Here is a 10,682-nt window from a genome sequence, read left to right on the forward strand (position 1 = left end):
TACACGCCCTAATTAGGTGATTTTTCTACTGGTTAAAATAACCAATTACTTCGTTATTTTTCCTGTGTATAAAGTAGCTCACCTAATTAACCTGATCTCAGGTTAATTAAAACAAGTATAACGTCCTTGTCATAATAAATGTTGCTGATAGCGACATAGATTGGCAATATATTAAAACCTATACAATTGTAAGTTACTACTCAAGGCTGAGATTATGCGTTATTTTATCGGTGTGTTTATTCCACTGCTTATTCAGTGTTTATTGATTTTTTTAATAATTGAGATGAATACTGGCAACGGTTCTTGGGTTGGATTAGGGGCGTTTTTACTCGGGATTTTTGCTGTTCCCGCAACCGCATTGGTTAACTTTACCTACATAAAGAAATGTCCGAACTTAAATGGCTTATCTATTTTAATTCGCAGTTTTTTAATTGCTTTTATTACTCCTTTTCTTGTTGTGCTAATGATGGCACTTGGTTAACTTACAAGCTAACCAAGTAAATTTATTATTACCGTTATTGACGTTGCCAAACCGTTAACTGACAATGGCTCACTTGATAATGTCGTTGATTCTCTTTTAATACTCTCGTTAGCTTTTCTTGACCTACAAGCGAAAACTTATCGGTTAAAAAACCACTTAAACCATCAACGCCGCAGACATTTTCACCATTAACTTTGACGCCACTTAACCATTTTTCTTTTGCTGTTGTTTCTTCTTTAAATCGATAATCTGAAACGATCACTAACAAACCACCTTTATTTAAACGCTCATTAATCGCCTTTAAAAATAATGCAGGATCATAACTACTTTCAACCACATGTTGCGCAAGGATGACATCATACTCTTTAAAAATGCTTTTTAAATTACTGGCATCTCCTTGAAAGAAGTTGACACTATCAACGCTCTTATTTAGTGAAAACTTCGTTAGCTCAACCGATTTATAATCAACAATATCGCCTTCATTCTCAATTAAATACTTAACAACATTATTATTTTTTAACTGAACTCCATGCTTAATCACTCCTGCAGAAAAATCAACACCATCAACTTGTTCAAAATGTTGCGACAATTCAAATGAACAACGCCCTACACTACAGCCTAGATCTAACAGCTTACTTTGGCTCACACTAAATTGCTCAACATATCGCATTAACACCTCAGTGATTTGTTGAGGATAATTGGGGATAGATAAATAATCTTGGCCATAATGGCTTTCAAGTTGCTGACAGATATCTTCATTGGTTTCATAGTGATTAACCTCAAGAACAGGTATTTTCTCAGTTTGAGCTGCAACTGTTCGAAAACCTGCGTGTTGCATAAAATGTCGTCTAAAGGCATATCGTGAATGCTTAATAGCTTCATTACCTGTTGAAATCCACGAACCACCTTTGATCAAATTATGTCGACCATCAAAAGTAGGTGTGGAGAAATCATCATATAAAGGATGTACTTTAAAACCATCAAAACCATCAATCTCAGATTCTGTCCATTGCCATACATTACCTAACACATCATAAAAACCATCTGTTTCAAAACGATTGACTGGGCACGAGGAAGCGTAATGCTCTAAATTAATGTTACCAGGAGCTTGTTGCCAAAAAGGCAGATCAGTTGTTATCTTATTCCTTAGCACTAACCATTCAGCTTCTGTTGGTAATCGTATAAAGGCTGATTGTTTTGCGCTTTGCCAATTACAATAAGCTTTTGCCTCTAAGTAATTAACCTCCACAGGCCAATTTAAAGGCAGAGGTATTTCACGGGTTAAATTTCGTTGTAAATACGACGAGCGCTCAGTAGTGCAACTTTCTTTATTTAGCAGCCAAAACCGCGGCATTGTTGCTTGAGTATAAGCTAACCACTGTTGGCCTTCTTCTGTCCAAAAAACTGGATTTTGATAACCGCCAGCTTGCACAAAAGCAAGGTACTCTTGATTAGAAATAAGGTATTTTGATGCTTGAAAGCTAATAACGCTACACTGAGTTTTACCGTATTCGTTATCCCAACCATAGGTTTCATCCTCATCAGGCTTACCTAGAGTTATTGACGCTTGTTCAACAGTTAAAAATTCATTACTCGGTGCATGACCCGTAGTATCACAAGCTTGCCAATTAGCATTATCGGTTAAATATGAAAGAGGCAACATTCTCATAATTACAGAAGATGTTTCAAGATGAATACGCTCGTGCTCACACCCCATTAAAATTACCCAAGCTAAAGAGTCTTGCTGTATAGGTAAAGAAAGCTCCATCGTGTCGATTAACTGATTAACCAAACAAGCTACTTGCTGTCGGTAATGCCTAACTTCATCGACACTCGGCCAATCATAATGCTCAGCATTAAGATCATCCCAACTCATTTCATCAACTCCAACAGCGCATATTGCTTCGAGTTTTTGATTGACTCGCTTAGCAATAAACTTACCCAACATTAATTTGTTGATATAGAAAGTTGCCGTATGACCAAAGTAAAAAATAAGAGGGTGTCGTAAAGGCTCAGGTCTTAAATAATAAGCTTTATCAGAATTGATTAGTGAAAATAACGACTCATAAGTTGCCCATGTTTGATTAAAATAATCCTTGAGTTCAGTGCGCTTATCACTTACCGAATTGCCTGTTAACAAGGGCGTTTTAAGTTGGCCATTAATTGGGCCACTTATTGCTGAGTCTTGAGGAGTATTAGAGAGAATGTTTTGTTCAATGTTAGATATGGTCATTAAGTCACTTTAAAATAATATAGGCCGATGGTTTAGCAAATTTATTTCACTTGTTAACATGAAAGCTATTGAGTAAGAATAATTTCATGACACTGCTGATATTTATCAAGAATACTCTTTTTTAACACATCGCCAAGGTTTTTGGGGAATTCTCGAAGCATTTTTTTATCTGCAACAGTAATATCAAGCTCATTGATAAAAGTCTGTTGAATCTCATTTATCCGTTGATTAAACCAATCATCGCGTTCAAAAATCGTAATAGCCCCTTCTGAATGCTCGTCACTTTTTAATGATGTCGGTAGTAATACATCTGGTAAAATCTCACCTAATGGCTGATTACTTTTAAAGGAATGCAAGGCGTCAATAACATTAAGTAAAGTAAAAACTAAATTAGTATAAGGACAATAGAGCACACTTGATGCCCCTAACCTGTGCTCTACTCTCGCGGTCTCTTGCCAATGAGATTCGCTAGCTAAAACCTTGTTATATTTATCAACTAACAAGGGTTTAACTCCCATCGCTTGATTATGTTTGCCGACCTCTTTATATAAAGCGATGCTACCTTGATGTCCTCCTGAAATATTTACAGGCGAACATAACTCTTGCGCTAAGCCAAAGCGAGTTTTTAACGCCAAACGTTCAAAAGCCTCTTCTTCAGGCAAATATAAAAGACAACAAGCTAAACTTCGCTTGATAAATGATTGCTGTAAATATTGACCAAACTCTGTGTTAGCCACTAAATTTTCTTTATTGCTATTTAGCACACTCACATTAACTTGTACTGCGTTGGGAATATGCACCGACCTGCTATCAGCAGTAAATACATTTTCACAATTACTAGCAAGTTTACCTCTATCTCCAGACCAAACAACAGGTTTTATTAACGTTTCTGAAACTCCCTGCAGAGCAAATATTGCGGGCAGATTTTTAATAACTTTCGCAAGATTATCTGCCTCTTCCACCGGAGACTGACCATTAAATTTAGAGACGTATTCCCATTGATTTTTCCAATACTCAGGTATAAGTTCACCCGCTATATTTAAAGCCGAAAAAATAGTATTAACTGCTGAAAAATCTAATTTTTGATGGTTAGTATTGGCAGGAAAAACATAACAGCCTTCCAACTCAAAATGCACGACAGGTTTAAAGCCTATCGCATAAATATAATGCTGTAATAAAGTTAATGTTTGCCTGGCAATATTTTGCTTCATAAAAAGTAAGAAGTAAGCATTTACTTAGGGGCTATTTCGCTGTATTCAACAACACTATTTTTTCCTATGCTCTTGGCATGATATAAAGCCTGATCTGCTTGGCTATATAAAGCCTCGCTATTAACTAAATCACTATTTTGCGTGTCAATATTATCGGTATGCGATGCACCAATACTGACTGTAACAGTGACATTAATTAAACCATCGGCACCATTAAATGCAAAATCATATTGTTCAATATTTTTTAATAACCGATTGGCAATGCGTAAACACTGTTTAGTGTCTAGGCGAGATAGAATACATAAAAACTCTTCTCCGCCGATACGCCCCATTACGTCTTCACTTCTTAGGGTACTTAGACCAATTTCAGCAATTTTTTTAATAACATAATCACCAAAAGGATGACCATATTGGTCGTTAATCGCTTTAAAATTATCAATATCGAAGAGAATAATCGACATTTGTGGTTGATAGCTTATGTTTTTATCTAATCGCTCGGTAAGTAATTCAAAAATATAACGACGATTATATAAGTTAGAAAGTGAATCTTTAATCGATAACGCATAAATTTTATTGTGGCTACGACGCTGAAACATCACTATTGCCAACACCACAATAACAATAAAGATGACAAAGAGTATTAAATATTGCTGATTTTTATTGCGTTGGCGCTCTTTTTCAACTTCAAGCTTTTGCACCTGCGAGCGCTGTTGTAAAAATGCGATTTCAATATTTTTTTGTTCAAGCTCTGAAGAAACTCTTAAACCTGCAAGTTTTTCAGAAAAACTGGTTTTAACTAATTGATTATATTGCTGATAATAATCAGTTGAAAATTGATAAGCCTTTTCAATATCTCCCATTTCAGCGGCAATTTCTGCTTCAATTTTTATTACTTCAAGTTGCCACCTAGTTCCTGTTAATTCTGGTAGTGAGGCAAAAATACCCTTCGCCATTTCAAGTGATTTTTGCGCTTCTTGTAGTTTATTTTGTGACAATAAGCATTGTGCTTTACGCTTATATAATTCCGCATTGTAATCAATATCACCTTGTAACGTTAATGCGTGATCTATTATCGTTATTGCTTGATTACAATCACCTTTTTCAGCGAGTGTCATACCTAAGCCGTAGGCAGCAAAAAATGTAATATCTTGATTCGGAGTATAATTAATCAACTCGCTATATTTTTCGAAAATACTGATAGCCAAATCATATTTCTGCCAATATCTATAGGTAATAGCTAAACCATAAGTTGCTTCAGCAATATGAGCGCGATAACCTAAACGAGTATATATCGCGATTGCTTTTTTATAGTACTCTGTAGATTTTTCATATTCCCCCATAAACCCATATATCGCACCGTAATTTTCATTAATAATTCCCACAAGTAAATCATCTTGCATCGAAAAGGCGTCAATATATGCTTCTTGAAGATCGGCTAAAGATATCGCAAAGCTTTCGTAAAGACTTTTGGTATAAGCCATCTCCTGTTTAATTTCGACATATAAATGATTTAAACCTTCCTTCTTGGCTACTTCCATAGCGTCTTGAAAGATTACAATGGCTTTTTTATATTGGCTTTTTCTTTGAGTGACAACACCTTGATAGAACTTAAAGCGAGTAAATAATTCAACGGGTGTTTCAGAAGATAATAACTTTGACGCTTTACTAACGGTAATATCAAAGTCACTATAAAAATAAAGTAAGTTTTCAGCTTGTGCTTTTCGCACTAAAAACCAAAGCTTATTCTCAACGCTTTGAGATTCAATGGTTGGCTCTAATTGAATTAACTTTTGATAACTCTCCCAGGGCTCTAGGTTAATCTCTTCAATTAATGCGGTAAGTTTATTGACTTTAGCGTCATTGGAAAAGCTAGCAAAGCTGATTACTGAAATGAATAAAATAAAGAAAGGTATAATTTTAGGCATTTAACTTCCATGACAACAATTAAAACCATAATAAAATGGACTATTTAGAGCTTAACATAAAGGTTTATCGATTTAATAGCGTATTTGGTTATAAATTAATCTTATTACTTGTTGGCCTTTTTAACCATAAAGGGCATTAAATTGCTTAACTGAAAAGCCATTTAAAATTTGATCACCTATTTTTAAAACCGGAACACCGCGTAAACGCAATTTTGCAAACTCTTTTTGTCCTTTGGGTGTTTGCACATTACATAAGCGATAAGTAATACCTTGTTTATCAAGGTAACTCTTAGCTGTTTGACAATGTGGGCATTTATTCATGGTATATAAAACGACTTTTTTCATGTGTAGTTACTCTTAAATAATCAATCAAACAGCTCATCAAACTTTATGTGCTTCAACTACAAAACGATAAGGAGTAGAAGTTAGTGCACTATTAAACGGGTAACATGTCAGTAAAACAAGGCCTGCTATTGAGCTTTCTGTATTATCTGATATTTCATTGGGTAAATAAAGTTCTGTTACTCGACTATCAATCACTGAAAATTGCTCAATAACATATTGTGTGACCTGCCCTGACACTGTTTCTACAGATAACTTATCTCCAACAATCAATTGAGATAAAAATTGAAAATGGCTATCTCTGTGGCCGGAGACAATTTGGGTTTTATTAATATCAAAAGTTAACTCATTAGCAATACCGCTTAACCCTGGACCAAACGCTAACGCTTGTCCTGAATCGTTATTTAATACTAAATAAGACAAGTTTAAACGTTCTATACTAAGTTTAGCTACAGGGTAAACATCTGCCCACGGCCAAGGCTTGATATTAAGTCTAAAATTTTCGCCAGCTTGAGTTTGTGTTTTAGTCCAAGCACGATCCAACAGAACTTGTGCTAAATAGCTTTTACACGCTAAGTAGCCAATGTGTGCAAAGCACACGAGGCTGACCAACAAACAACAACCAATGGCAACTCGCTTTAGTAAAGATAATTTTAGATATGAGTTTTGCATTTATTTACCATATCTTGTGCGCTACTTGGCGAAACCTTCTTTTTTAAGCGCCTTTGCAGTACTAACCACTGTGGAAGGGATAATAAAGCTAGAAATAGTGCAATCATCAACATAATCGCGCCGACATACAGATAAGTTAATAAACCTAATGCGGTGTTCGCCAGCGGAATTGATTGTGTAGAGCCATGAGGCATAACATTAGCAATGCCTTGGCTTTTTATACCTTGCGTTGCTGGACGGGTAATTTTTTCTTCTACCGCCACAAAACTGGTAAATTTTGACAACACACTGTGATGTAAGGCTAAGTCTGTAATTTGTTGTTTTAATTGCTCTTGTAGATTTCCTGAGCTTTTACGATATAAATTATTTAAATACTTAATTTTTTGCCGCGCCCACCAAGTGCCAACTCCGTTACTAGAGAGTTGATCTTTTGATACCTTAACCGGTAAAACAATACTTTGTTGCCACTGTATAGAGGCTAACTGCCCTGTTAGTGTTATTTGATTCTCTTGTAACGATTGATTGCTAGAGTTTTTTGGCCATTTGGCACTAATGACTAATGGTTGTCCTGCGTACAAATCGGGGATCTTATTTGGAAAACTTTCCACCTGTTCGTTGGGCCACTCAATGGCAATGTTAGTCATTAATGGCCGACTTATTTCATCAAATAAGTACTGCATTTGTTCTTGTACTTCGTTTATTTTACCAATATAGCGATATGTCCCTCGCCCACTTTCCGCCGCTTGATTCATAAAATACCCATTAGGTGCAGAGCCAATACCTACGGTATGCAATCGACTATTTTTTACTTGGTTTTCGATTAAAGTAAATAGTTCATCTTCATTACCAACCGCGCCATCAGTGATAAAAATAATTTGTTTATGGTGAGGCATAGCCTTGGTTTGATCATCAATGAGTTGTGTTTCACGCTTTTGCGAATGATTTGTTAAAGCTAATTGCAATGCAGGGAGCATTTGTGTGCCACCACCAGCTTGTAGTTGGCTTATCCACTGTTTTGCTTGTTCACGATAATGTCTAGTGACTGGGCGGCTAGCGGCAAATAACCGACTCGTTTTATCATTAAATTCAATAATATTAAAACGGTCATGCTCGTTAAGTAAGTCTATTGCCGTTGATAATGCCGCTTTTGCTTGCTCTATTGCTCGACCGCCCATAGAGCCTGATGTATCAATAATGTAAACGACCTCTTTAGCGATCACCTCACCTAAAGCACCTTTCGGTGGCATTACCATCAATAGGCCATACTCATGAGTACTATCTTGGTCAGAAAAAAATGCCGCTTTTGGTGACTCCCCTTCTGCTAACTGCCAATGCAGCACAAAGTCACGATCGAGTAACACAGCATTGTTTTTTAACGTCACTTGTCTTGAATGCACAACAGACGGGTGATGTGTATTTCCTAGATTACCCTTCATATTATCTTTTATGGAAAAAACACTTTTGTTAATACGATGATAGCCACTTTTGATATTTGCTAAAGCTAATTTACTGTTAATGTTTACCGTTATTGTCGTTTGTTGACCACGAGAATGGCGAGTTTGGTAAGGCGTTATTTCATTTGCATCTGGCACCCGCTCATTATTCAATGCCCAACCATGCGACTGGTTCACTTTAATGGCTGGCGAGTTATCTATACCTGTCTGCTCGTTGTCGTTGCGCTTGTTATTAAGTTGTTTGGCCTCAGCCAAATTTGTCGGTTGTGGAATAAATCTTGGAGTAATGGTTAAAGGTAATCGTAATGAAAATTCATCATCAGAAAAACTAACCGACTGCAAATAGCTTAACGAAACGGTAATACTTTCGTGGGGAGCAATATTAGTGACTTTAGTAGTGAACATATTTGGTCGCTGCTGGGAAACTAAGCTAGCTTTTTTTCCTTGTTTTTTTGCCTGTTGATAAACTTTTCTGGCGTGTGTTTTTTCTTTAATTGCTCCAACAATTTTTCGTTCGCCTATTTGCATTATCATGCCATCAACCGCAGCACTTTTATTTAATGGAAAAACATAAATCGCTTCTAAAGTCTCATTACTATTATTAGTAAAAGTTTGGCTAAGTTTAACTCGCGCTAATAAGCCATTAACTTCCACATTAAAATCACTTTTTTGGGACAATTGCGCATAGTAGCCCTGATTATTTTTAAAAAATAAACTGCCTGTTTTAACCTCATTAAAAGGAATCTCTGACAACAATTGTTTATCAGTCTGTACTGAAGTAGTTGTATCTTGAATAGTCGATTGTGACTTTAACTGCCTGGTTGGTGCTGGATTAGCATCACCGTTTGAATTTGCAGGTAAATAATCAAGCGCTTCTAAAGAAGAAGGGAGTTGTTTATCAATATCAAGAGCATGAGCAGTCTGTTTAACACCTTTAATCCCTGTTGACTGAGGCACTTTAACAACCTCTGATACACTCGTGATCGCAAAACCACAAAGAAGCAAACTTATTAAAGTAACTGTTCGCTTTATTCTCGTTTTATTGTTCATCTTTACCTCCTTATTAAAAACCTTAGATTGCCAAGCAACAATGGTTTATTAATAAGTGAATAAAGCCTTTTTGATGATCAATTATGACCAAATAAGGCGGCGGATGAATAATGGGTAAAAAAATAATGACAAGAAACGCACTAAAGTCGTTGTTTTTATCAGCACATTACTTATTATTTATAAATGCTAGAAGTTAATGATGAAGTATTAAATGATATAGGTCGTGGGTTTTCTGTTCCCGCGCAACCAGACCTATTAATAAAACTGCAAAAGTTAATGTCTGAAAAAGATATTAACCTTAATGCTATTGCAGACACAATTTCGCAAGACCTAGCAGTAAGTGCCACAATTTTAAAAACCATTAATTCGCCACTATACGGTTTAGCGAGAACTATTTGTGATATCAAAAAGTCCGTACGGTATATTGGACTAAATGGTATCAATACATTAGTAACCAGTAGTTTAATTAAACAAAGCTTCAAACAAGATACTTGTAGTATTGAATTAAATGATTTTTGGCAAAATGCCAGCAATATTGCTAACACAGCAGTGTATATAGGTAAAAATATTAAGCATAACTTGTCGAGTGAAAAACTATTCACCTTAGGGCTATTTCACGATTGTGGCATACCCGTAATGGCAATGAAGTATAAAAATTATCAAGACACACTCGAAACTGCTATAAATACCCCTAGCAAAACCTTACCTGAGATTGAAGAGATTCAATATCAGGTTAATCATGCCACTATTGGCTTTTATGTAGCTTCTTCATGGCGTTTACCTAAAGATATGTGCCAGTTAATTCTCCGCCATCACGACCGTGATTTTTTATATCGGCTCGATGGCTCTGAAAGCCAGCTTTGTTTTGCTATCTTAAAGCTTAGTGAATACATTGTTCATCAACATAAGCATTTTAGGGCAAATAGTGACTGGGCGTACCTCAATGAATCGGTGTTAACTGCTCTCGACTTAGACGAAGAAGATGTTCAAGATATTATTGAAGATGTTAGTGAACAATTAATTTAAGCATTTTAGCCTAAAACTTACTTTCAACAGTTTGACAGATCCCTGCCAATTAATCTTATTTTGTACTTAATGATTCAACCATTTTCTTAATTTTTACCGCTTTTTCGAAATGATCTAATTCATGGGTAATAATCCACCAATGCGCCGCTTCCATTAACAATTGAGGATCATCGTTTTTATTAGCAAAAAACGCGTAAAACGATAAACCGACATTTTCTCCTTTGGCGAGAATTTTTTTCTCACACACCTCAATAATTTTTGCTTGTAAGCTCGTTCGCATGTTATATA

General features: G+C 35.9%; 9 protein-coding genes. 2 read left to right on the plus strand and 7 right to left on the minus strand.

Features of this window, described 5'->3' with window-relative positions; all coding sequences use genetic code 11:
* Window positions 1–214 precede the first annotated feature (214 nt).
* Window positions 215–481 (plus strand): hypothetical protein, encoded by a 267-nt coding sequence (locus AC27G3_RS00205; RefSeq protein WP_487117805.1) that lies wholly within the window; start codon window positions 215–217, stop codon window positions 479–481.
* A 34-nt stretch (window positions 482–515) separates the two neighbouring features.
* On the opposite strand, the gene ovoA is transcribed toward AC27G3_RS00205, so the two are convergent.
* The 6 genes from ovoA to AC27G3_RS00235 all read right to left on the minus strand — a co-directional run bounded on the left by ovoA (window position 516) and on the right by AC27G3_RS00235 (window position 9,368).
* On the minus strand, window positions 516–2,714 hold the full coding sequence (gene ovoA / locus AC27G3_RS00210) for a 5-histidylcysteine sulfoxide synthase (RefSeq protein ID WP_487117806.1): 2,199 nt from the start codon (window positions 2,712–2,714) through the stop codon (window positions 516–518).
* 65 nt (window positions 2,715–2,779) lie between these two features.
* Window positions 2,780–3,925, minus strand: coding sequence for a hypothetical protein (locus tag AC27G3_RS00215; protein WP_487117807.1), 1,146 nt, complete (start codon window positions 3,923–3,925; stop codon window positions 2,780–2,782).
* 20 nt (window positions 3,926–3,945) lie between these two features.
* Window positions 3,946–5,850, minus strand: coding sequence for a tetratricopeptide repeat-containing diguanylate cyclase (locus AC27G3_RS00220; RefSeq protein WP_487117808.1), 1,905 nt, complete (start codon window positions 5,848–5,850; stop codon window positions 3,946–3,948).
* A 120-nt stretch (window positions 5,851–5,970) separates the two neighbouring features.
* Window positions 5,971–6,195 carry a glutaredoxin family protein gene (locus AC27G3_RS00225; RefSeq protein ID WP_487117809.1) on the minus strand — a complete coding sequence of 75 codons (225 nt, stop codon included), beginning with the start codon at window positions 6,193–6,195 and terminating at the stop codon, window positions 5,971–5,973.
* 36 nt (window positions 6,196–6,231) lie between these two features.
* Window positions 6,232–6,864 carry a class GN sortase gene (locus AC27G3_RS00230; protein WP_487117810.1) on the minus strand — a complete coding sequence of 211 codons (633 nt, stop codon included), beginning with the start codon at window positions 6,862–6,864 and terminating at the stop codon, window positions 6,232–6,234.
* On the minus strand, window positions 6,846–9,368 hold the full coding sequence (locus AC27G3_RS00235; RefSeq protein WP_487117811.1) for a marine proteobacterial sortase target protein: 2,523 nt from the start codon (window positions 9,366–9,368) through the stop codon (window positions 6,846–6,848). Before AC27G3_RS00235 ends, AC27G3_RS00230 begins: the two co-directional genes overlap by 19 nt.
* Window positions 9,369–9,551: 183 nt before the next feature.
* Between AC27G3_RS00235 and AC27G3_RS00240 the strand changes: the two genes are divergently transcribed.
* Window positions 9,552–10,394: an HDOD domain-containing protein gene (locus AC27G3_RS00240; RefSeq protein ID WP_487117812.1), complete on the plus strand. Its 843-nt coding sequence runs from the start codon at window positions 9,552–9,554 to the stop codon at window positions 10,392–10,394.
* Between the two features lie 55 nt (window positions 10,395–10,449).
* On the opposite strand, the gene AC27G3_RS00245 is transcribed toward AC27G3_RS00240, so the two are convergent.
* Window positions 10,450–10,674: a DUF6500 family protein gene (locus AC27G3_RS00245; protein ID WP_487117813.1), complete on the minus strand. Its 225-nt coding sequence runs from the start codon at window positions 10,672–10,674 to the stop codon at window positions 10,450–10,452.
* Window positions 10,675–10,682 lie beyond the last annotated feature (8 nt).

Source organism: Colwellia sp. SU-HH01217, assembly GCF_057543495.1.